This window comes from Vibrio sp. D54 (assembly GCF_021728075.1).
Classification (GTDB): domain Bacteria; phylum Pseudomonadota; class Gammaproteobacteria; order Enterobacterales; family Vibrionaceae; genus Vibrio; species Vibrio alginolyticus.
Map to the genome: position 1 here is coordinate 77013 of NZ_JAKKCS010000012.1, position 21396 is coordinate 98408.

General features: G+C 44.7%; 24 protein-coding genes. 17 read left to right on the forward strand and 7 right to left on the reverse strand.

The window, feature by feature from the left end; translation table 11 throughout:
- Positions 1–2: 2 nt before the first annotated feature.
- Together L3V37_RS16055 and vscN are read right to left on the reverse strand one after the other, a co-directional pair.
- Positions 3–464 (reverse strand): type III secretion protein, encoded by a 462-nt coding sequence (locus L3V37_RS16055; RefSeq protein WP_005377236.1) that lies wholly within the window; start codon positions 462–464, stop codon positions 3–5.
- Positions 461–1783 (reverse strand): SctN family type III secretion system ATPase VscN, encoded by a 1323-nt coding sequence (gene vscN, locus L3V37_RS16060; protein WP_137282053.1) that lies wholly within the window; start codon positions 1781–1783, stop codon positions 461–463. The genes L3V37_RS16055 and vscN overlap by 4 nt, the downstream gene beginning before the upstream one ends.
- A gap of 185 nt (positions 1784–1968) precedes the next feature.
- Here vscN and sctW point away from each other — a divergent pair, with 185 nt between their 5' ends.
- The 14 genes from sctW (at position 1969) to L3V37_RS16130 (ending at position 13581) form a co-directional block, all read left to right on the forward strand.
- Complete coding sequence (gene sctW / locus L3V37_RS16065) at positions 1969–2862, forward strand: type III secretion system gatekeeper subunit SctW (RefSeq protein ID WP_130546115.1); 894 nt, start codon at positions 1969–1971, stop codon at positions 2860–2862.
- Positions 2843–3127, forward strand: a complete 285-nt coding sequence (locus L3V37_RS16070; RefSeq protein ID WP_005377239.1) for a TyeA family type III secretion system gatekeeper subunit — start codon at positions 2843–2845, stop codon at positions 3125–3127. Before sctW ends, L3V37_RS16070 begins: the two co-directional genes overlap by 20 nt.
- The gene (gene sycN, locus L3V37_RS16075) at positions 3114–3488 is read left to right on the forward strand and encodes a type III secretion chaperone SycN (RefSeq protein WP_005388159.1); all 375 of its coding nucleotides are present in this window, start codon (positions 3114–3116) and stop codon (positions 3486–3488) included. Before L3V37_RS16070 ends, sycN begins: the two co-directional genes overlap by 14 nt.
- A complete protein-coding gene (gene vscX, locus L3V37_RS16080) occupies positions 3485–3862 on the forward strand; it encodes a type III secretion system protein VscX (RefSeq protein WP_005377246.1) in 378 nt (125 codons plus the stop codon). Before sycN ends, vscX begins: the two co-directional genes overlap by 4 nt.
- A gap of 5 nt (positions 3863–3867) precedes the next feature.
- Positions 3868–4209, forward strand: a complete 342-nt coding sequence (gene vscY, locus L3V37_RS16085; RefSeq protein WP_005377248.1) for a type III secretion system chaperone VscY — start codon at positions 3868–3870, stop codon at positions 4207–4209.
- A complete protein-coding gene (gene vcrD / locus L3V37_RS16090; protein ID WP_086013006.1) occupies positions 4193–6319 on the forward strand; it encodes a SctV family type III secretion system export apparatus subunit VcrD in 2127 nt (708 codons plus the stop codon). Before vscY ends, vcrD begins: the two co-directional genes overlap by 17 nt.
- Positions 6319–6732 (forward strand): LcrR family type III secretion system chaperone, encoded by a 414-nt coding sequence (locus L3V37_RS16095; protein ID WP_005377252.1) that lies wholly within the window; start codon positions 6319–6321, stop codon positions 6730–6732. The genes vcrD and L3V37_RS16095 overlap by 1 nt, the downstream gene beginning before the upstream one ends.
- 60 nt (positions 6733–6792) lie before the next feature.
- On the forward strand, positions 6793–7077 hold the full coding sequence (locus L3V37_RS16100; protein ID WP_005377254.1) for an LcrG family type III secretion system chaperone: 285 nt from the start codon (positions 6793–6795) through the stop codon (positions 7075–7077).
- 10 nt (positions 7078–7087) lie between these two features.
- Positions 7088–8911 carry a virulence-associated V antigen gene (locus tag L3V37_RS16105; protein ID WP_275949401.1) on the forward strand — a complete coding sequence of 608 codons (1824 nt, stop codon included), beginning with the start codon at positions 7088–7090 and terminating at the stop codon, positions 8909–8911.
- A gap of 12 nt (positions 8912–8923) precedes the next feature.
- A complete protein-coding gene (vcrH, locus tag L3V37_RS16110) occupies positions 8924–9409 on the forward strand; it encodes a SycD/LcrH family type III secretion system chaperone VcrH (protein ID WP_005377258.1) in 486 nt (161 codons plus the stop codon).
- 7 nt (positions 9410–9416) lie between these two features.
- Positions 9417–10616 (forward strand): type III secretion system translocon subunit VopB, encoded by a 1200-nt coding sequence (gene vopB, locus L3V37_RS16115; RefSeq protein WP_005377260.1) that lies wholly within the window; start codon positions 9417–9419, stop codon positions 10614–10616.
- A gap of 10 nt (positions 10617–10626) precedes the next feature.
- Positions 10627–11631 carry a type III secretion system translocon subunit VopD gene (vopD, locus tag L3V37_RS16120; RefSeq protein WP_005377262.1) on the forward strand — a complete coding sequence of 335 codons (1005 nt, stop codon included), beginning with the start codon at positions 10627–10629 and terminating at the stop codon, positions 11629–11631.
- Between the two features lie 353 nt (positions 11632–11984).
- Positions 11985–12350 (forward strand): hypothetical protein, encoded by a 366-nt coding sequence (locus tag L3V37_RS16125; protein WP_017821699.1) that lies wholly within the window; start codon positions 11985–11987, stop codon positions 12348–12350.
- A 259-nt stretch (positions 12351–12609) separates the two neighbouring features.
- The gene (locus L3V37_RS16130) at positions 12610–13581 is read left to right on the forward strand and encodes a TAXI family TRAP transporter solute-binding subunit (RefSeq protein WP_005388171.1); all 972 of its coding nucleotides are present in this window, start codon (positions 12610–12612) and stop codon (positions 13579–13581) included.
- Between the two features lie 293 nt (positions 13582–13874).
- On the opposite strand, the gene L3V37_RS16135 is transcribed toward L3V37_RS16130, so the two are convergent.
- The 5 genes from L3V37_RS16135 to L3V37_RS16155 form a co-directional block, all read right to left on the reverse strand.
- Positions 13875–14645 carry a sulfite exporter TauE/SafE family protein gene (locus L3V37_RS16135; protein ID WP_047102688.1) on the reverse strand — a complete coding sequence of 257 codons (771 nt, stop codon included), beginning with the start codon at positions 14643–14645 and terminating at the stop codon, positions 13875–13877.
- Between the two features lie 81 nt (positions 14646–14726).
- Positions 14727–15242 (reverse strand): adenylate kinase, encoded by a 516-nt coding sequence (locus tag L3V37_RS16140; RefSeq protein WP_054728525.1) that lies wholly within the window; start codon positions 15240–15242, stop codon positions 14727–14729.
- Between the two features lie 279 nt (positions 15243–15521).
- Positions 15522–17048 (reverse strand): tripartite tricarboxylate transporter permease, encoded by a 1527-nt coding sequence (locus L3V37_RS16145; RefSeq protein WP_005388177.1) that lies wholly within the window; start codon positions 17046–17048, stop codon positions 15522–15524.
- Positions 17049–17067: 19 nt separating this feature from the next.
- Positions 17068–17562, reverse strand: coding sequence for a tripartite tricarboxylate transporter TctB family protein (locus tag L3V37_RS16150; protein ID WP_237306592.1), 495 nt, complete (start codon positions 17560–17562; stop codon positions 17068–17070).
- 238 nt (positions 17563–17800) lie between these two features.
- A complete protein-coding gene (locus L3V37_RS16155) occupies positions 17801–18772 on the reverse strand; it encodes a tripartite tricarboxylate transporter substrate binding protein (protein WP_237306593.1) in 972 nt (323 codons plus the stop codon).
- 265 nt (positions 18773–19037) lie between these two features.
- Between L3V37_RS16155 and L3V37_RS16160 the strand changes: the two genes are divergently transcribed.
- The 3 genes from L3V37_RS16160 to prpB all read left to right on the forward strand — a co-directional run bounded on the left by L3V37_RS16160 (position 19038) and on the right by prpB (position 21323).
- Positions 19038–19436 (forward strand): GFA family protein, encoded by a 399-nt coding sequence (locus tag L3V37_RS16160; RefSeq protein WP_005377278.1) that lies wholly within the window; start codon positions 19038–19040, stop codon positions 19434–19436.
- Positions 19437–19700: 264 nt separating this feature from the next.
- The gene (locus tag L3V37_RS16165; protein ID WP_005377279.1) at positions 19701–20414 is read left to right on the forward strand and encodes a GntR family transcriptional regulator; all 714 of its coding nucleotides are present in this window, start codon (positions 19701–19703) and stop codon (positions 20412–20414) included.
- A gap of 12 nt (positions 20415–20426) precedes the next feature.
- On the forward strand, positions 20427–21323 hold the full coding sequence (prpB, locus tag L3V37_RS16170; RefSeq protein WP_005388185.1) for a methylisocitrate lyase: 897 nt from the start codon (positions 20427–20429) through the stop codon (positions 21321–21323).
- The last annotated feature ends 73 nt before the right edge of the window (positions 21324–21396 follow it).

Below are 21396 nucleotides of genomic sequence, written 5' to 3' on the forward strand. Positions count from 1 at the left end.
CTTTAGATAATGTCGACAGTGCGAAACTCTTCCTGTTCGAGTTCTTCTTGGTATTGCCTTTCTCGCGATTTTTCCGCGACTTCTTGTTGCTGCAACTGAACGAATTTTTCTTTGGTTTTATGGGCTTGTCGCGCCTCTTTTTGCTTTTCTTTAAGTGCCGAGCGTTCGATTTCAAGCGCTTTTTTTGACTCGGCCACACGTTGTTTAAGTTCGGCTTCTCTCTCTCTTAACAACGCGATTTCTTGTCTTAATGTTTCTAGCTCTTTGAGAACGAGCGTTTGTTGTTTTGCTTTAGCAAAACGTCGCTCTTCTTCTTCCTGGCGCCAAACGTGATAGTCCGCGACAGAACGTTCGGCCTTTTGAACCTGTGCTGCGGCGTTTGACACTCGGTATTCTTGACGCTTGACGGCTTTATCCGCACGGTCAGCGCGAATTTTTTTGATTTCTAATAAACGTTCTATCATTGTTTCGCCATCCCTTTAAGTTGAGCGATAGCGCCATCAAGATCGCTTGGTTCATGAGTGCCTTGGCGTAAAAAGGCGCGTATATCATCACTTTGTGCAATGGCCATATCTGCTAGGCTATCTGCGCCATGTTGGTATTCGCCAATTTTGATTAGCAGCTCAACTTCTTCATACTTAGCTAACATTTCGCGAATATGAGCAGCAGACGCCTGATGATCGGGTTCAACGATTTGATTCATCACTCGGCTTGCTGACCGAAGTACATCAATGGCGGGGTAATGGTTCATTGCCGCAAGTTTGCGCGAGAGAATGATGTGCCCATCTAAAATGGAGCGAGTTTCATCCGCGACAGGCTCTGTCATGTCGTCACCTTCCACCAACACGGTGTACAGTGATGTAATTGATCCTTTGTCTGATTGTCCAGCTCGTTCCATCAGCTTTGGCAAAGCGGCAAAAACGGAAGGCGGATAGCCACGTCGTGTTGGTGGCTCGCCTGCGGCTAGTCCAATCTCCCTCTGTGCGCGGGCGAAACGCGTTACAGAATCCATCAGCAGTAGCACGCGTTTACCTTGGTCACGAAAATATTCTGCGATAGAAGTTGCAACAAAAGCGGCTTTGGCGCGCTCCATTGCTGGGCGATCAGAGGTAGCGACCACTAAAACCGATTTGGCCATTCCTTCTTCGCCTAGGTCATGCTCAATAAACTCGCGTACTTCGCGTCCGCGTTCACCAATTAAGGCGAGAACGGTCACGTCAACTTCTGCGGAGCGAATCAGTTTTGCCAGTAGGGTACTTTTACCCCCACCAGCCGCTGCAAAAATACCCATGCGCTGACCTTCACCACAGGTCAGTAGCCCATCAATGGATCGAACGCCAAGAGAGATTGGCTTTTCAATTAGTTTACGTTGCATTGGTGGTGGCGCATCGCGATAAACAGGATACCAAGCACTTGGTTCCTGACTCTGCGTACCATCGAAAGGGCGCCCAAGCCCGTCAAGCGTTGTACCTAACAGGTGGTCGCCAACACCCACTTCGTGCATTTTACCCATTGGGCTTACTTCTGTATTTGAGGAAATCCCAAACATATTTCCTAACGGAGTGAGCAAAGCGTGATGCTGCTGGAAGCCAACCACTTCCGCTAACAAAGACAGAGTTTGATCGGGATTACGCAACTCACACAGTTCACCTACACGAACGCCAGGGACGACAGCTTTAATAATGGTGCCGGTGACTTGTGTAACGCGCCCGCGAATTTGGATCAAACGCGTGTGTTTAATCGCAGATTGTTGGATATCAGTGATGTATGAGAAATCGTTCAAGGTAAAAATATGCGCAATGATTGATGCTGAGAGGATAGAAAGTATAAGAATCAATTTATAGTGAATATCAGTCGGGAGTTTTTAGAAAACTGAAAGTGCACTAAAAAAACACGTCTGATTTTGACAGCTTCAACAAAGCGCACTTCCTATAATTCGCCTGTATTGTGCGGAAGGAGTGCAAGTGAATGAGTATTATCAACAATCATATCGCAACAAATCCAAAGTTTGATGCGTCTATCCAAAACGGGTTGGAATCGTCTCTCCCCGACGTTTCACAAAAAGGCAATTATCGCGGTGAAACCGTCCGTGTTCACAATGCCACACAATCACTTTTTGATGCGATGGAAGAACTCACTTCACTCGGTTCCGAAAAAGCAGAGAAAGATCTGACCAAGCGCAAAGTGAAAGACAGTGGTGTTCGAGTTAATGAAGCACATGAACTCGTTTCGGACTATTTAAGAAAAGTCCCTGATCTTGAAAAGAATCAAAAGATCAAAGATTTGGCTACAAAAATGGCGGGAGGAAATATCTCGACCATCGCGCAATTACAAGCCTACTTGAATGGGTTTTCCGAGGAGAAAAGCCATCAATACCTAGCCCTAAAAGCCGTTAAAAAGTTTTTGAGTGCGAGTCCAGAAAGTAAACACCTACTAGCGCTGATTGACCAAGCACTTCTAAGAATCGAGCAAAACCCAGATACATGGTCTCAAATTGATACGGAAATCCGTGTCTCAAATTTTGCTGATGAATACAGCCAAGAGCAAGAGTTTAGCTCTTTGCATCAGCTGCGCGGCTTCTACCGCGATACCGTTCATAGTTATCAAGGGCTCGGCGCGGCTTATCAAGATGTAGTGGCGCGCTTTGGTGAGCAGGAGGTATCGACCGCTGTTGACTTTATGCTGCAAGGCATGAGTGCAGATCTTAGTGTTCAAGGTAGCAGTATCGACTCGGTTAAGTTGCAGTGGTTGATGTCCGATATGCAAAAACTCAAAACTCTAAATACGTTGCAAGATCGTGTGAGTCAGCTGTTCCAAATGTTTAAACCGGAAAGGACGAATTATGGCTTATCAAGTTTCTAATTTGATGGCTGATGTGATTGCGTTGGTAGAGCAGCGATGGGTAAGCAGTGATGAGATATGGAAAGTCGCCAACGCAATGGAATTGACGGCGGTAGAACAAAAAATCGATTTTTTTCGAGAGTTCCATAAGTTAGTTCGCGCAATCCCAATTGACGTATTCGCCGATGAAGAACAACGACAGAATTTAATCCAAGCGGTACAAAAGGCGCTAGACGAAGCAATTGATATAGAAGAAGAGGAAGCGTGGGAAGATGAGTTGGATTGATGCATCCGTCGATGAATTTTGCCGAGGAATGGGGCTCGATGCCGTCGATTTCTCATCAGCTGGACGGGTGCAGCTGGATTTTGAGCAAAGTGGTACGCTGCATATTGAGCGACAGGGTGAGCAGTTATTCTTGATGTTGTCTCGAGCGTTATCTTGGCATCAAACCAGTGACATGATTCAAAGTGCACTGTGTTTGTGTCATGCCGATCAAGGCTGGCCTTTCGAAATTAAAACCGGCTTGTTAGATGAACAAACTCTGGTTTTTTCAGCAAGGCTAAAAGGAGAAGAAGTAACACTTCCGACCTTAGAGCAAGCGTTTACGCTTTTGGCTCGTCTGCATAACGATGTGGCAGGCTCATGACTCGAGTCAGCACTTTAAACGTAGGCATCGAAGCCTTTACGCATGTTACTCATAGTGAAGTTAAGGCCGATTTCCCAGAACGATTTCAATTGCTTCCTGATGGGCAGGCGGTCGCTACACATTTAGAGAAGCTCTATGACCTCCGGCCTTCAGACCAATATCTCATCGCGTTAACTAAGCCCAAGCTGCTGCACTCAGAGTTGTTGCGTCCAGAAAAATACCGTCAACAATTTGATGAAACGTTAGCTCAGCTGCAAGTTCTTGCACAGGATTCAGGCTCCGCTTCTTTTATCAAAGCATCTGAAACGCTACAAAGTACACAACTTGATCAGCGTTACCTCACTATGGCGCTCAATCTCCTTATCCAGGTCTAACCAACATGTTGAGATCCAAAGACATTGAACTCTTACTTGTTCACGCTGCGCTACAAGTTCAATACCAAAAGCCAGAGCATGCCATTTCTATTCTCGATGCGGTTCTAGAAATAGAACCGCAGCACAAAGAGGCGATGCAAACACTTGCTGTGGCGTGTTTACAAAGTGGTCGATATACCCGGGCGATTGAGGTGTGTGAGCACTTATTAAAATCCGACCTTCATCCTGACTCGGCAGGACTCTGGTTTTGTTTAAGCCAAGCGCGTTGGAAACAAAATGACGTCGATGGGGCACGCCAAGCGCACCGACGCTATCTGCAATCTTTAAATAGTGAATCACATGAATAAGTTGATCGATATTCTAAACAAAGTAGGGCAACGCAAAGACATCATGCTTGCGGTGATGTTACTCGCGATCGTCTTTATGATGATATTGCCACTTCCTACCGCACTGGTGGATGTGCTGATTGGCACCAACATGAGCATTGCGGTGGTGCTGCTTATGTTAGCGATTTACATCACCACGCCACTTGAGTTCTCTGCATTTCCTGCGGTGCTATTGATCACGACATTGTTTCGTCTGTCTTTATCTATCACGACAACCCGCTTGATCTTGCTACAAGGCGATGCTGGTCAAATCGTTTATACATTCGGTAACTTCGTTGTGGGCGGTAACTTAGTGGTCGGTATTGTTGTGTTCCTGATCATTACCATTGTTCAGTTTATGGTGATCACCAAAGGCTCAGAAAGGGTAGCAGAAGTTAGTGCGCGCTTCTCACTCGATGCGATGCCTGGTAAGCAGATGAGTATTGACGGTGACATGCGTGCCGGAGTAATTGACGTACACGAAGCTAGGCACCGACGATCACTGATTGAAAAAGAAAGCCAAATGTATGGCTCGATGGATGGCGCGATGAAGTTCGTTAAAGGCGACTCCATTGCGGGTCTGGTCATCATTGTGGTCAACATCTTAGGTGGCGTCACGATCGGGGTAACGCAAAAAGGCATGAGTGCTTCTGAAGCACTTGAGTTGTTTGCGATTTTGACCGTTGGCGATGGTTTGGTATCGCAGATCCCGGCACTCTTTATCGCGATTACCGCCGGTATTATCGTGACGCGTGTTTCTCATGAAGATTCTTCTGATCTTGGGTCGGACATTGGTGGGCAGGTCATTGCTCAGCCACGTGCGCTTCTTATTGGTGGTGTGCTTTTGGTGCTGTTCGCACTCATCCCTGGGTTTCCAAAAATCACTTTTTTGGTCTTGGCCGCCGTGGTTGGTGGTGGTGGTTTCTTCCTTTTCTATCAACAGAAAAAACAAGCGGAATCAGATAGCACCGACTTATCAAGCTTTGTTTCGCAAGGGGCTGGTTCGCCAGCAGCGAAGCCAAGCAAACCTACGCCTTCTAGAAACAGTAAAGGTAAGTTAGGTGAGCAAGAAGAGTTCGCCATGACGGTCCCGCTGTTGATTGATCTTGACGCGAGCCTTCAGGAAAGCTTGGAAGCGGTCGCATTAAATGAAGAGCTAGCAAGGGTGAGGCGCGCACTATATCTCGACCTAGGCGTGCCTTTCCCAGGCATCCACCTGCGCTTTAACGAGGGGATGCAAAATGGCGAGTACTTAATTCAGTTACAAGAAGTCCCGGTTGCACGAGGACGAATTGTTAAAGATCAACTCTTGGTGACAGAAGGGAATGAACAGATCGATTTATTAGGCGTGCCTTATGAGCAAGATGAAGATTTTCTACCCGGTATTTCTAGCATTTGGGTGGCACAGAGTTATGAGCAAAAACTCGTAGCCAGTCATGTCGGTTTTCTCACACCCGACAGGATTTTAACGTACCACTTGTCTCATGTTCTCAAGGAGTACGCACAAGACTTTATTGGTATTCAGGAGACGCGTTATCTGTTGGAGCAGATGGAAGGCAGTTATTCGGAGCTAGTCAAAGAGGCCCAGCGTATTGTTCCGTTGCAAAAAATGACGGAAATCTTGCAACGCTTGGTTTCTGAAGACATTTCTATCCGAAACCTTCGCGTGATCTTGGAAGCGATGGTTGAGTGGGGCCAAAAAGAGAAAGATGTTGTACAGCTGACGGAGTACATTCGTTCCAGCTTAAAACGTTACATTTGCTACAAATACGCAAGCGGACAAAACATGTTGCCCGCTTACTTATTGGATCAAAATCTCGAAGACACAATACGCAGCGGTATTCGTCAAACCTCAGCAGGGAGTTACTTGGCGTTAGACCCGTCAGTAACGCAACAATTTGTCAGTGATGTGAAACAGACCATTGGTGACTTAAGCCGCATGCCGAATAAACCTGTGCTAGTTGTGTCTATGGATGTACGCCGATATGTGCGAAAGCTTATTGAATCGGAATACTACGATCTGCCCGTTTTGTCATTTCAAGAACTAACCCAGCAAATCAATATTCAGCCACTTGGAAGGGTGGGGATGTAATGAAAACAAAACTAATACTCTCGCTGGCGCAAGCGGGGATCGAAGTGACGCCATACTTTTGGCAACAAAGTGAAATTCAACTTGGTTATCGAATTGAAGTTGAAGGCTTAGAGCTCGTTTTTCGGGTGGAGGACGGTGAAATCATCATCGTTCTTCTGAAACGCGTTCGTCCAAAATTGGGGTTGAGTAACCCCTTTGCCGGCTTATTTCTCTTGGCTGAACATGCCATTCAACTTTATCCCTCCGATTGGGTCATTCGCGGCAACGTCGATGTGTTACGTGGTAGCAACATGAGCAGCCAGCGATTGGCACAGTTCTATCTAAAAGCATGCGGTGCAAGCCATGATGAGCTAGAAGACTGGTACTGTTTACGCCTAGCAGATTATAGACCTTTGAAAAAGTTGAAAAAGTAAAAACTCACGACTGTTACTGACAGCACCGATGAGATGACCCGCTTTAAGATAGGAATCAAGATGAAGCAACCGTTTACCGATGCGATTGAGAACGCTGAGCTTGCCATTAGAAAAGCTGAAGACAGAACCGATATTTTTAACGAGCTATTGGAAGGCTTAGGTGTTGGTCCTGTTGCGGGGGATGTTTTACTTGGCGGCATAAAAGCGCCAGTAGATACCATGAAACGTGCAGAGCAAGAGCTAATAGACGAAGTCCAGCGCCGCCGGCAGCAACAAACTCAGCTACAAGGTACGTCAGGTAAACGCAGAAAGCGTCCCACAGTGATGCGCGGCATGATGATTTAGAGGTTTGGAAATGACGAATATGAAAACGACTGGCTCTACGACAGGAGCAACAGACACAGCTGCGAGTAGTGCACCATTACCCACTTTCCAACAAAACTTGATAGAGGCATTTACCCCTGTACTGGGTGAAGCAGAGACTCAGCAACTTGCCTCGATAATCTCTTCATTGCCAACTATCTCGGGACAAACGGAATCACAAAGCATCGCGCTTTATGTTGATACGCTTGAAAACCTAAAAGCGAAAAATAACGCGTTTGCTGGTATATCATTGACCGACACCGCATCTGTTTGGATAAAGTCGCTACAAAGTGCTAACTCAGATGGCGAATTAACCGCAGCCGAGTTTAATGCTCAAACAAACCAAACGCTATCAAATCAGTTTCAGGCTTGGTTTAGTAAGTTACTGACGGAAAACGTAGATAGCTCGTTATCTACTGAGTTTGTTAGTCAATTCAATTTGGGGACTCAGAGTAACCAAGCGGAGCAGATCGCCAACCTCTCCGAGACAGGTCTGGCTAATGCCGCCAAAGAAATTTCTCTTTTTGTTGCAGAGCTTGCTAATCAAATGGGCTCCCGTGAAGTGAGAGATGCTTCTATTTCTTTTCTTCGCAATGCCTTTAGTAGCTTAGGTTCCGTTAATCTCGCGCAACTGAAGAGCTCGGACTTTCTGTTGACTAAAGAGAGTTTCGCCCTTCAAGTCTCAGCTCAATTAAAAAGTAGTTTTCAAGGCATTGGTATTACTTTAAGCCCCGATGACGCAAGTGCGCTAGCTAGCAGAATTACCTGGACTCCTGGTATTTCTAAACAGCAGCTTAAAGAAGCGTTAGATGAAATGGCCGCTCAAGTGAAAGGCCAATATAGCGCAGCTTATGGTGAGGCGAGTGGAACGAACAATCTAAAAGCAGCACTTAATACTGTCATTGGTGGAACTGAGCCTTTGACCCTTTCTAGTCTGTTCGCCAACTTCGCGGTGAGTTTAACAAATATAGAAATCGACGACTTTTACCAGGACAGCGCGATAGCCGATGTCCAAAAGACACAAATAACGGCAGCTCAAGTTAATTTGATCAAAGAAAACACCGAACGAGATATCCGATTACAGTTTGAAAAAATAGTAAAAGGTGAATCTACCGGGGCTTCATTTACTGAGCGATACGAGGCATTGCGCAAGAACTTAGGGGCATTGAAAGAGCGTCTACTCAATATCACCGATAAAGAGAAAGCGGATCGCGAGGTGAGAGCAGAGCACTCTCTAACGGCTCGTGATTTGTTGGCCGTTGTTGAGTCCAGCATTGGAGACCGTTTTGATGAGCAAGTGCTGCTTGCACTAAATGAGCGTCGTGTTAACCGTTTAGAGAAACGTAATGACCAGAAAGAGGCATTAGAGGATCTCACAATACAGCTTAAAGTTTTTGGTGTTGTGCAATCAAAAATTCACTCTACGCAAAGTGTTGATGGGGTTTATAAACCGGGATATCCAGAAAGTAACTTCAAAGCGAGTGACTTTAACTACAGCAATCAAACGGATTTTGAAGCTTCACCTGAGTACAAGTATTTGACGGATAATAAGATAACAAACCATCGAGACTTCCTTCAAACACAAGGTATTACTATCGGTGATGGTGCGTCGTACCAAGACGAAGAGAAGTCGAAAAAACTGTCTAATTTTTCTAGTTCTGTCAGTGCTAAATCCAAGTTGCTTAACGATGAAGTGCAAATCAAAACCACTGAGCTGAACGACACCAGTTCTCAATACAACTCGACCGTTGAAGCGATGAACAAGTTTGTTCAGAAGTACCACAGTATTTTACAAGAAATCCTACGAGCCATTTAAGGATAACCAACCATGACTAAAACAAACGCGACCGATCCATCCCAAATGCAAGCAGAAGAGCTGCTGTCTTTTCTGGAAGAGGGAGGCACGCTAAAAATGTTGCACGATGTGTCTCAGGACACCATCGAACATATTTATGCCGTAGGTTACAACTTTTTCCAATCGGGAAAGATTGAGCAAGCAGCGAAAGTATTTCAATTACTCAGCATGCTTGATCATTATCAGGCGCGATTTTTCATTGGCCTTGGCGCGGCTCGTCAGGAGTTGGGTGAGTATCTGCAGGCAATAGACGCCTACAGCTACGCAGCGCTAGTGGACGTAAATGATCCACGCCCACCTTTTCACTCTGCTGAATGTCACCTGAAACTGGAACAACTGACAGAAGCAGAGAGTGGGTTTTACAGCGCGAAGGAGATGTCTGCCGGAAAATCACAATATGCAGATTTGCATGAGCGTGCAGGCATCATGTTAGAAGCGGTGAGAAATAAAAAGGAGTAATTAGACTATGAGTTCTATTGCACTTGACCGCATCCAGACACAGGTTTATAGCCCTGAATCTGGCCAAGCCACGTTAGATAACGTGCAGAAAACGGCGTCTACAGCGACGCCTTCTGTGACGGTAGAAAACGTGAAGAGTAAAGATGCAGATGTACTGAACACCGGAAAAGTAAAAGTTCAGTTAGATGCACCTAACGCAGCTGTTAGTGACAAAGTGAATGATTTGACGCTAAAAGCCATGGCACAGCTGCAAAAGATCGTCGATACCATTGCAAAATCTCTCCATGCAGTTGCAGACCAAACAGGTTCGATTGCCGTCAAAATCATCGCAGGATCTGCTGATGATTTTGAAGTAGAGCTTGCTGCTATCACGGATAAACTGAAAAGTGCTCAAAACGAGCTGAAAATTCAGGAAGTGAAGGTCGCAAAAGCTAAGCACGAAAAAGAGATGGTGGAAAACCAAGACAAAATCAAAGAATCGGAAGCCGCTGCAAAAGAAGCCCAAAAATCAGGCTTAGCAGCGAAGATCTTTGGTTGGATCAGTGCGGTGGTTTCTATTGTTGTTGGTGCCGTAATGGTGGCAACGGGTGTTGGTGCAGCAGCCGGTGCACTTATGATCGCTGGTGGCGTCATGGGAGCAGTGAGCATGGCGTTGCAAGAGCCAGCCGTTCAAGATGCGCTAAAAGAAGCGGGCGTAAATGTCGATGTGCTAAACAAAGTCGTAATGGCATTAGAAATCGCCGTCGCGGTTATCGGAGCTGTAGTGACGTTTGGTGGTGCAGCTGCTGGCGGTATCGCGAAACTTGCAGCAAAAGGTGCTGGTAAGGTAGCTCAAAAGGTCACGGAAATCGCTACGAAAGCCGCTGCAAACATGGCGAAAGTGGCGGATATGGGCACAAAAGCTGCGACAACAACAGCGAAAGCGATTCGTTATGGCGCAGAAACCGTCGATCTTGCCGTCAATGTGGGTAAAGGCGCAACGGACAGTGTCCATGCTGCTAACAATGCTCACGTAACAGAGATTCAGGCTGATATCACAGACCTTCGAGCCAAAATGACGTTAAGCCAGGCTGTCATTGATAAGCTCAAAGAAGAGATTGGTAAGTTGATGGAAGACTTCCAAGAGCTGATGAGCCTCATCATGCAAATGATTCAAGCGAAAAGTGAAACTATGCAAACGGTGTTAAGCCGTCCTGCAACGGTATAAGGAGTTTATTATGCTAGATAAAGTAGGCGGAACGGGTCGTGGTGAACTATACGGTTTAGGCGATACCATTAAAACCAACAAAGCAGAAAAAGCGCCGGAAACAAAGCTTGAAGCGGGTGCCGTTAAAAGCCAAAGTGAGTCAGGTGTTTCTGGTGCAGCACGCTACCAGTTAGAGACGCCTAAAGCTCCTACAGTGAGTAACCAAGCTCAAGTTGTTGCAAACTTAATGAGTGCTCTTGCGCCGACGGTGAGCTCATTAATGAGCACAACGATGAAAGCGCTTAACGGTGAGGAGGTGATCAAGTCACCATCAGATGCGGTATCACAATCGTTGACGCTATTAACATTGTTGTATCAAGTATCAAAGCTGAGCCGTGAGCAGCAAGTGCTACAACGTGAAATTGCTGTTGAAGCAAACGTCGCGAGTTTAGAAAGCCAAGCGGCAGAACTAAACAACTCGGCAAGCGCAATGATCGCGATGGCAGTCGTTTCGGGTGTATTAGCGGGTGCTACCGCAATTATTGGTGCCCTTGGTTCTTTCAAAGCAGGGAAAGAAATCAAGAATGAAATGGCGAGCAATAATGTACTGAAAACGCAAAAAGCTGGCTTCGATCAAGCAGAAGAGTTATTAAATAACAATAGCTTGTCTAAAACTCAGCAAGATCAGGTTAAGCGTGCGCACTCACTAGCGAAAGACAATATCGCAGACACGACAGCGCAGCTGACAAGTGGTGGCCGTAAGTTCGATAAGTTGATGAGCTCAAACCAAGCGAAGAACGCGATTCTTCAAGCTTTGGGCCAGATGGCAAACTCAGCATCGAATGTAGAGCAAACCAAAGCGCAAGCGCGCAGCAAAGATGATGAAGTACAAGCGACTCGCGCACAAGCAGCCAAACAGAAAGCCGATGAAAACATTGGTTTCCAAGAAGGCTTATTGAAAGAACTACGTGACTTGTTCCGATCTATCTCAGATAGCCAGAACCAAGCGTGGCGAGCATCAGTCCCAACGGTGTAACCATCCGTTTCACTAACTACAAAGCGTTGTTTATACAACGCTTTTTTTATTTCAGCTATCTAAACTAGATACGGATATTTACTGGGTGATTTGTTTGTAAAGCAATATAACGTAGTGAGTTACATTGCATAAAAGTTACTGTTTTTGTTGAACTCAGCTCAAAGCTAACAACTTCATAGTAGCCTTGTTGCGTAAAATTAAGTTAAAGTGCCATTATTATTCACAAAAAGTGTGTTTAAGAATTTTTTGTAGTGAAGGGTGTAATTAGATACTCAATAACAAAATATGGTAGTTCGACTGGTGAGTATTTGGGAACAGAATTATATAAAACTCAACTTAATAAGTAGTCGAAGATGGAAGATATCAGTTTAGCATCAGATTTAGTGATTTATCTGACTACGGTTGGAATTTTAGGTATATTTGCTTGGTTTTTGTTTGTTATTTATTTGAAATCCAAGTGGTTGAAGTATCTTGAAGATGCTCTTGATAATGGAGTTCGATACTACACTCTGAATATATTCTTATCAGGTCACGGAGTACTACAATATGGAACTGTTTTTCTGAGCACTTTTCATGCGAAACGATATAAAATGTTAGAGAAGAGGGATAAGGTTCCAATTCATATTCAACGATTGTTTGTTCTCTCATTCGTATTATTTATTTCAAGTACATCATGTCTTCTGGCTGGAGTTATAACTCATCATATTTATATAGAATAAAGGTTATTTAACAAGATTATAGTAATTTGACCTGAGTATTTCTATTTAATAGATAATTTAGAATGGACATATCAGTCTAAAGATTTAATTTTCTAGACTATACGGTTTACGCTTATATAGAGCCATTATATAACGGCAGAATATGCCAATAAAATGGTGATTACTAAGCTAACCGCCAAGGATGAGAACTCAAACGTTATCAAATTGTTAACGATTGCTATACTTAAACGGTCATCAACACAAGTAAAAGGGATGTTCAATGTTTAAGTTTAAGCAAATCGCACTTGCGGCTTCTTTGGCGGCACTCACAACAGGCTTTTCTGCGTCTGCGGAGGAAACGTTTGTCACGATTGGTACCGGTGGCGTAACAGGGGTTTATTATCCGACTGGTGGCGCTATTTGTCGCTTGGTTAACAAATCGCGAGAAGATCACGGTATCCGTTGTTCGGTAGAAAGTACTGGGGGATCGATTTATAACATCAACACTATTCGTGCTGGTGAATTGGACCTCGGTATCGCGCAATCAGACTGGCAGTATCATGCTTACAAAGGAACCAGTAAGTTTGAAGAAAGCGGGCCTTTTAAAGAGCTACGCGCCGTATTCTCCGTTCATCCAGAACCGTTTACTGTCGTTGCACGTAAAGACGCGAACATCAAAACTTTTGATGACTTGAAAGGTAAGCGCGTCAACATTGGTAATCCTGGTTCTGGTCAGCGAGGTACTATGGAAGTGCTAATGAACCAGTATGGTTGGAGTAACGACGACTTTAAGCTTGTCTCTGAGTTAAAAGCAGCAGAGCAATCAAAAGCACTTTGTGATAACAAAATTGATGCGATGATTTATACCGTTGGTCACCCAAGTGGAGCGATTAAAGAAGCCACTACGTCGTGTGATAGTAATATCGTAACGGTAGCTGGACCTAATGTAGAAAAACTGGTTGCAGACAACAGCTTCTATCGTGTCGCAAATGTCCCAGGTGGTATGTATCGTGGCACAGATAGTGATGTTCAAACCTTTGGTGTGGGCGCGACGTTTGTTTCTTCTACTGCTGTACCAGAAGATGTGGTTTATAACGTGGTTAAAGCGGTATTTGAAAACTTCGATGATTTCCGCCGTCTCCACCCAGCGTTTGCAAACTTGAAGAAAGAGGAAATGGTAAAAGACGGTTTATCTGCGCCTCTTCACCCAGGTGCGCTCAAATACTACAAAGAAGTAGGGCTGATTAAGTAAGCGGTACTTTCTCTTATTATTGATGTAAAACGCCATCTTTCTCGAACAATGCCACTCGTTTAACTGCGAGTGGCATATTTCTATTTCTCGTCATCCTGTACAGCGACGAAGGAGCGTGATACAGGATCTTCCATCCGAGCACTTTGTGATCAAAATGGTTTCATTAGCCGCTCAGTGTCGTGTTATTAGATTCCTAACCTCGCTGGAGTGACACAAAAAATCGTTAAGCCATCTGCATTAATCTTTCGCGCTGGCGTTTTTGTAGGAGTGCTATCCACTTGTACAAGTTTTGCTTAAACATAAACATCAATGAAAAAGTAAATAGTGATGAGAATAGAAGAAAGAGCAACAAACCCTTTAACATGATTGGGATTCAGTTGACGAGATACACGAGCTGCAAGATACCCACCTACCAACGTACCGACCAAAACAACACTACCTGTGTGCCAGTCAATGGAGCCATTGGCAACAAAAATCACGATAGCAATGAGTGAAACACACGTAGATACGAGCAATTTCAAACCGTTCATTAAATTAATGTCTTGGTGGCCAGCTACTACCAGATAGCTCAGAACAATAACCCCTAAACCTGCGTTGAAAAAACCACCGTAAGCAGAGACACCAACAAGTAGTAAACCCAACGCGATTGCTCCGAGTATGCCAGCATGTTTGTGCTCTTTCGCGACAGTTTTGATTAGCATTGTTAAACGAGAACCGGTGAGAAAAAGCACGGTGGCAAATAAGAGTAACCAAGGGATGGCTTCCATAAATAGCGATTCTGGCGTGTTGAGCAACAGATATGCTCCGACAGCGCCGCCGACTAAACTGAATGAGACTGTGAACAGCAGTTCATGCTTGTTCTTCATGATCTCTTCTCTGAACCCGACGGCTCCACTAATGTAACCCGCACATGAAGCATATGTGTTTGTTGCGTTAGCCATAATAGGAGGAACACCAACTGCCAATAGAGCCGGAAAAGTAATAAAGCTTCCGCCTCCCGCTATGGAGTTAATGATCCCACCAATTACGCCAGCAATGAATAAAAGTGAGAGTTCTAAAAGCATAAACAATCCTTGTTATGTTCTTTTTCATTGTTAGAGCTTCAGATGATCTAACCTACATGCTCTAATGTTCTGATATGAGGTTTACTTTACCCGCTCTAAAACAAAATTGTTCAGTTCTGTAACGTTTTTGATGACATGAACGGCTTTACTTTGAGAGTACCCTTCGAGGCGATACATAAAGTCATCATTCCAGAATGCGGGGCATTGCTGAAGAACTTTGTAGCTTTGTAACGTTCCTTTCAGTACCGAACTACCATCAGGCCAACCTTCAGGTTTTATGAATAGTCCTTTAAGGAGACGTTTCGTGACAAACCAATAGCTTACGGAGTATGGTAGATCAATATAAATGAGAGTATCGGCTGCATCTAAACGAGCGTTGAAAGAGCTGATCGGTCCAAGGCCATCTATAATCCAACGATCTGAGCTTAGTATATTGCTATGGGCTTCATCAAAAACGTTACGCTCGACGGGATCACCGTTTGGTTTATAGACTATTGAATCTAATTGATGAAGAGGAAGACCGGTAGCAGACGCGATTGCTTTACTTACCGTCGATTTTCCACTGCCGGGTTTACCAAAAACTGCTATTTTTTGCATTGTGACCGCCTCCAAGAGAGCTTTTCCCATACGGTAGAGACAGAAAACCCACCGCTATGGGTGGGTTCGATAAATACTGAGCGCATCAAAAAATCCCACCATTCCTATGGAATGATGATAATTCGTTGGTTAAGTTGCGCTAAGTTTGTATTCATACAATCACCTTCATATAACGACAGTGATTTGTCAATACCATCTGCACAATAAGCGAACGATTTGGAGGGCGGAAGATAAAGCCATCACGATGGATGGCTTTATCTAGGTTGAAAGAGACAGCGATTACTGCTCAACGCTGACTGGCTGTGCTTTAAACTTTTGAATCAGCTTTACGATTAGTGGACTTGCCAATACCAATACAGCTAAAACAGTAAAGGTAAGGGTAATAGGACGCTCCCATAGGAAACTCAGTTCTCCATCTGAAATCATTAATGCGCGGCGTAAGTTCTCTTCCATTAATCCTCCAAGGATGAAGCCCAGCAATAAAGGTGCGAGTGGGAAGTTAGCGAGCCGAAGTGCAATGGCAGCCATAGCCACAATCAGCATCACGAACACATCCATAGTATTAAAAGAGACCAAATAAACGCCGGTGATTGAGAAGAATAAAATCATCGGTAGAAGCACCGTTCTTGGAACCGCCAAAAGCTTTGAAATGTACGGAATCAACGGTAAGTTCAGGATCACAAGTACGATGTTGCCGAAGTACATGGAAATGATCACTGACCAGAACACATCTGGGTGTTCAACAAATAGGCGAGGGCCAGGTTGAATACCATAAGCGATCAGCGCACCGAGCATTATTGCTGTTGTACCAGAGCCCGGAATACCAAGCGTTAATAGCGGTACAAATGAACCACTAGATGCTGCATTGTTCGCAGACTCTGGCGCAACCAAACCACGTATACTGCCTTTACCGAACTCATCCTTTTTCTCTTTAGGTGCGAGGTTGCGCTCCATACCATAGCTTAAAAAAGCAGCAATGGTTGCCCCTGCGCCAGGAAGGACGCCAGTGAAGAAACCTAATATTGAAGAGCGAATTGAAACAGGCGCAACATCTTTGATTTCTTCCTTGGTCACTTTCATTGAGCCAATGTTGCTCAGCTTTTCTTGTTCTTCATCGCTGGTGTCTTTTGATGGTTTAAGGATGCCCATCAGTGTCTCACCCAGTGCGAATGTCGCCATTGCAAGCAACAAGAAGCTAAAGCCATCCATTAAATCCGTTAAACCGAAGGTAAAGCGTTCAACGCCTACGCCTTTATCGATTCCAACTGTAGATAGCATCAAACCAAGAATGGTCATCATCCACGCTTTGATTACCTGACCTTTCCCCGCAAAAGCCGCGACTGCTGATAACCCAAGTAGCATCAACGCAAAATAGTCCGACGATTGGAAGCTAAGGGAGACGCTAGCCAATGCTGGTGCGGCAACAAGCAACATAATGGCAGATAGCGTACCGCCAGTGAAAGACGAATAAGCTGCCAAAGCTAATGCTTTACCTGCCTGGCCTTTTTGAGCCATTGGGTAGCCGTCGAATGCTGTGACCACGGTTGAAGAACAACCCGGCGCGTTAATTAAAATCGACGATGTAGAACCACCAAATACCGCACCGTAATAAACACCCGCCATTAAAATAAGGCCAGAGGAGGGCTCTAGGCCATAAGTAATTGGGATCATCAAAGCAATGGCTGAGATCGGCCCAAGTCCAGGTAACATGCCGATAAATGTACCGACGAAGCAACCAACGATCACCATCATAATGTTCATTGGCATTACTGCGGTGGATAAACCTTGTAGAATTCCATCTAACATAATTCAGTCCTTTCTTTGACTACCAGATGGTGAAAATCAAACCCGGTTCGAGATAGATGTCCAAACCTTGAGTGAGTAATAAGTAGAACGCGATCACGAATGGAAACGACGCGCCAAACAGAACGGGTTTACGTCTTTCCCCGAGCAGATAAAAGCCAGCCAATAAAAAGAAGCTAGTAGCTATCACAAAACCTAAGTAAGTCAGGCCCACGCCGTAGAGCGCCATTAAAATTAAAAAGGCAATCAGTAACTTCCAATTGAAGGTCAGCACTGCGCCACTTTGTTTATCTGGTTGTCCTGTCACCAGCAATAGCAAAGAAAGGCCGACACCAACGTAAGTCAGGATGGTTGGCAGAGTACGTGCGGTGAATGGTTCATACTCATCACCTGGAAACAATGGAATCTGCGAGGTTTGATAACCGTAGCAAAGACAGAAGAGTAGAAAGATCATTGCGCCGACGCGGTCACGACAGAGCAAATACTCTTTGGTGAAAAAGTTGGTTGAACGAGGCATATTCAACTCCTAACAAAAGTAAAAAAGACCGCATATGGACGTCAATGAATAAACTAAACCATTAACAATTAAGCATTTCGCTGCTAGTCGATCCGCTTTGGGTATATAAACAAAGGAGTGTGCATGCCGATTGTCGACAATGTCCATATGCGGTGAAACTTAGAGTGCAAATACAATGGGGAAATACCAACCTACGTTATTCATTGAGGTTGGTATCTGAGGGACCCCAATTCGACTGTTACTTCAGGAAGCCTAACTCGCGCATTAAGTCACCCATCTGTTGCTCTTGATCTTCAAGAAACGCGAAGAATGCTTTATCCGCTTTATAGTTGTCGATCCAACCATTGCGGTCTCGAACGACTTGCCATTCGTCGGTGTTATACATTTTAGTAAATGCGGCATTCCATTCATCTAGCTTTTCTTGGCTTGTGCCTGGTGCTGCAAAGAATCCACGCCAGTTAGCAAAGACAGTTTCATTACCATATTCGGTGAGAGTTGGAATGTTAGGCGCAGCTTCTAAACGTTTTGGTGCTGTAATCGCTAACACTTTCACTTGCCCAGACTTAGACATTTCGAGTACTTCACCTAGCCCTGTAGAGAGCAGTTGTGTTTCGCCTGAAAGTAGGGCTGCCATGGCTTTTCCACCTGCATCATAGGCAATGTAACGAACTTTACGCGCATCAAAACCTTCACCTTTGAAAGCTGCTGCTATAACCAAATGATCCATAGAACCGCGAGCAGAGCCACCAGCAACCTTCACCTTACGTGGGTTTTCTTTAAAAGCTTTAACGACATCTTCCCAAGAGCTGTAAGGAGAATCGGCTGATGTAACAATGGCGCCATAATCGGCAACCGTTGCGGCAACAGGAGTCAAGTCGCGGAAAGATTGTGGGAAGATCCCACTGAGCGAGCGAACGACGATCGGTGTTGAGTTCACCATGAGTGTATCTTCTTGACGATCAGCCGTTTCAATCAAATGTGCGATTGCTTTGCCACCGCCACCACCAGATAGGTTTTGAAATGATACGGTTTCGACGATGTCTGACTTTACTAATACATCACCAGTACCTCGGGCGGTCATGTCCCAACCGCCACCGGCACCTCCAGGGATAAGAAAGTGCATTTTTTCAATATCTGCAGCAAGAGCGTTGAATGAAAATGAAGCTGCGATGATTGAAGCGGCGAGCGTTGGTTTGAGTACCTTTAACATGTTCACGTTCCTTATGTTAGCGACTCTATTTAGTTGAGCCTTATTGTTTTTGCTCAGTTGTCATGCCTTGTAAGCGTTAAAGCTGAACTTGGTGTAAAGGTTAATTAAGTGTTAAATATCTGTCTGTAAAAGAGATATAAAGAGAATATTGAGCATTTCGGTTATTTTGTTCATAAAGTTCACGGCGAGAAGTTGGTATTAGGTCACGCGGCTTTACGCTTTGGTAGGCCATAATAAAATGACGGAAATGTACGAGGAAAAGAGAATGAAAGGGACGTGTTTGTGCGGCGCAATTGAAGTCATCGCTGAGGTTAAAAATGAGGTTAGCCTGTGCCATTGCTCTATGTGTCGAAAATGGTCGAGTGGCGCACTTCATGCTGTGCATTGTGGTCCTAACGTAACGTTTAAGGGGGCCGAGCCAAAGCGTTATCAATCGTCTGACTGGGCGGTGAGAGGTTTTTGTGGCGAATGCGGCACAAACCTTTTCTATCATTTGTTGCCGACAGGTGAGTACATTCTTTCCGCTGGTTTGTTCGATAACCCAGATTTCAAACTCACTTTAGAGATTTTTACCGATGAAAAGCCAGCTTATTATGACCTCAATTCCGCTTCACAAAAGATGACTTCGCAACAAGTCTTTGATCAATTTGTACCTAAAGAATAGTTTTTTATCCGATTATTGTTCGACAGCTGAGCTTTTAGTTTTTAGATCATAAGCTTAAAGGTTTATAAGTTGTCGACAATGTGAACTCACCATTCTTTATTTCTGCTAAAAAAGGCACTTAACGGGCATTTTAGGCCCATTTAAATTACGACCTTAGTCTAAATTGTCGACAATTCACTTGATTGTCGACACTTTGATCGACTACTTTATATTCAGGTTAAGAAATTGTAGACATTTCGATGTCGGTAACAAGAGTATCTGAATATGAACTCTGAGTTGAAAGCTCGTTATAAAGTGCTGGGTTCTGAGAAAGAACACACCAAATCCGAAACGCTGACCGAAACACTGATTGAAGTCATTGTTAATGGCGATGTGAAGCCTGGCCATAAGATATCAGAGCCTGAGCTAGCAAAGAAATATCAAGTCAGTCGTGGGCCTTTGCGTGAAGCATTGATGCGCTTAGAGGGGCTAGGGCTCATCGAGCGAATTCCTCATGTTGGGGCTAGAGTGACCACTTTTTCTCCGGAAAAGCTGATAGAACTTTATGCCGTTCGAGAAGCATTGGAAGGCATGGCGGCAAGGTTAGCTGCGCGACACATTACGCAAGAAGAGCTCTTAAGCTTGGAAATGCTATTGTCGACACATTCCAAGCATATAGACCAAATGGAAGGCGCGTCTTACTTCCATCAACATGGTGACTTTGATTTTCACTATCGCATCATCCAAGCGAGCAGAAACAGTAAGTTAATATCTCTGCTGTGTGATGAACTCTATCACTTATTACGGATGTATCGTTACCAGTCGCCACGTGCGCAATCTCGCCCGAATGAGGCGCTCACCGAACACAAATTCATTTTGGAAGCCATTCGCAATCGCGATGAAGAGCTTGCAGAAATGTTGATGAGAAGACACATATCAGGAAGTCGAAAGCTCATCCAATCTCAAATTATACATACAGAAAGTTTAGACAAAGACTAGAAGGAATTCGTCATGAGCTTAACACCGGGAGCGAAATTCAGACTCGCCATTGAACAAAATAATCCACTACAAATTGTCGGCACTATAAACCCGTATTGCGCCATGATGGCAAAAAACTTGGGTCACCAAGCGATTTACTTGTCTGGTGGCGGTATCGCAAATGCTTCATACGGATTGCCGGATCTCGGTATCACAACATTAAACGACGTTTTGGTTGACGTTGACCGCATCACTAACGCATGTGATTTGCCTCTTTTGGTTGATATCGACACGGGTTTTGGCGGTGCATTTAACATTGCTCGCACGATCAAAGCGATGGAAAAAGCAGGCGCGGCAGCGGTGCACATGGAAGACCAAGTCGCACAGAAACGTTGTGGTCATCGTCCGAACAAAGCAATAGTCAGCCAGCAAGAGATGGTTGATCGTGTAAAAGCCGCGGTTGATGCACGCAATGATGAAAGTTTCGTGATTATGGCTCGTACTGACGCGTTAGCTGTTGAAGGCATGGACAGCGCAATCGAGCGCGCGATTGCGTGTGTGGAAGCTGGCGCAGACATGATCTTCCCAGAAGCGATGAACAAGCTGGACCAGTACCTTCAGTTTTCAAATGCGCTTGAGCAAGCGACCGGAAAGCACGTTCCTATTCTGGCGAATATTACAGAATTTGGCGCGACACCGCTGTATGGCTGCGATGAGCTAGCGAAAGCAAAAGTGGACATGGTGCTTTATCCATTAAGTGCGTTCCGTGCCATGAACAAAGCTGCTGAAACGGTCTACAAACATTTGCTAGAAGTGGGTAATCAGGAAGCACTGGTTGATTCGATGCAAACACGTAAAGAGTTGTATCAGCACCTGAATTACCACGACTACGAAGACAAACTTGACCAGTTATTCTCTGAAGGGAAATAGCGGGGGAAAAGCAAAAATAAACGGAAGCCCAAGAAAAAGATAATCGGAATTTATCTCATCTAATAACGTGAAA